We start from the raw sequence: 1,280 nt of genomic DNA on the forward strand, positions 1-1,280 counted from the left end.
AGCTTATCTTGTAGATGACAGCTCTCAGATTGATCCTATATGGTTTAAAAATGCCAAAAGTGTAGGTTTGTCAGCAGGAGCTTCAGCTCCTGAGTATGTGATTGAGGAAATTCTGTCATATCTAAATACTCTCGGTTTTAGCACAGTTGTTGAATGCGGTGATGAATTAAAGGAAAAAACATTTCCTTTAAAAGAAGATCTGATTTAAACAAATTTAAGTCTGTAGATGATATAGAAAATTACTATAACTGACTATTTAAAAATAGTATTATCTTTATTATCTTAATAGTTATAGACTTTAGCTATTAAGTTTCATAAAAAAATATATTTCACTATTCATAACACAATGCAGATAGCAACTCTATTTGAATAGCTCTTCTGCAAAATAAGTTTAATTCGATTATTTTGATAAATTGTTCTTTACTTGCAAATCACGATATCTGATAAAAGTAAGGATAGAATCAGGAGTAAAAAATGAAAGATTCAACAAAATGTCTTCACTCTGGTTATAAACCAGAAAATGCAGGTCCAGGTGCAATGCCTATTTATCAGAGTACAACCTTCAGATATGAGAGTACTCAGGCAATTGCAGATCTGTTTGATTTAAAGACAGATACTCCTTTTTATTCAAGACTTGGAAATCCAACATGTGGCTTTGTTGAGCAGAAGATTGCAGCTCTTGAAGGTGGTGTTGGTGCTATGCTCACATCATCAGGTCAGGCTGCAACATTAACAGCTATTTTAACCATAGCTAAAGCTGGAGATCATATTCTTTGCTCATCAACAGTATACGGTGGTACCTTTAATTTAATGGCTGTGACATTCAAGCGCATGGGTATTGATGTTACATTCTTTGAGCAGAGTGAAACTGATGAGCAGGTAGAGGCAAAAATTAAACCTAACACCAAGGCTATCTTTGGTGAAACTTTAGCAAATCCAGCATTAACAATCTTTGATATTGAAAGATTTGCAAATATTGCTCACAAGCATGAAATTCCACTGATTATCGACAATACATTTGCTACTCCAATTTTATGTAAACCATTTGATTTTGGTGCAGATATTGTTGTTCATTCAACTACAAAGTACTTTGATGGTCATGCTGTTCAAGTTGGTGGCGTTGTTGTAGATTCAGGTAAATTTGACTGGGCAAAATCATCAAAATTCCCAGAGTTTGTAACTCCTGATGAGTCATATCATGGTCTTGTTTATACACAGACTTTTGGTAAGCTTGCCTTTATTGTTAAGGCTCGTGTTCAGATTATGCGTGATCTTGGATG

General features: G+C 34.3%; 1 protein-coding gene and 1 pseudogene. Both read left to right on the forward strand.

Features of this window, described 5'->3' with window-relative positions; translation table 11 throughout:
- Positions 1-208, forward strand: a pseudogene (ispH, locus tag ACJML3_RS07370) (4-hydroxy-3-methylbut-2-enyl diphosphate reductase); the annotation flags it as partial.
- 266 nt (positions 209-474) lie between these two features.
- A partial coding sequence (locus ACJML3_RS07375; protein WP_406021977.1) for an aminotransferase class V-fold PLP-dependent enzyme occupies positions 475-1,280 on the forward strand: 806 nt, incomplete at its 3' end.

Origin of the sequence: Succinivibrio sp., from assembly GCF_045124615.1 — a bacterium.
Taxonomy (GTDB): domain Bacteria; phylum Pseudomonadota; class Gammaproteobacteria; order Enterobacterales; family Succinivibrionaceae; genus Succinivibrio; species Succinivibrio faecicola.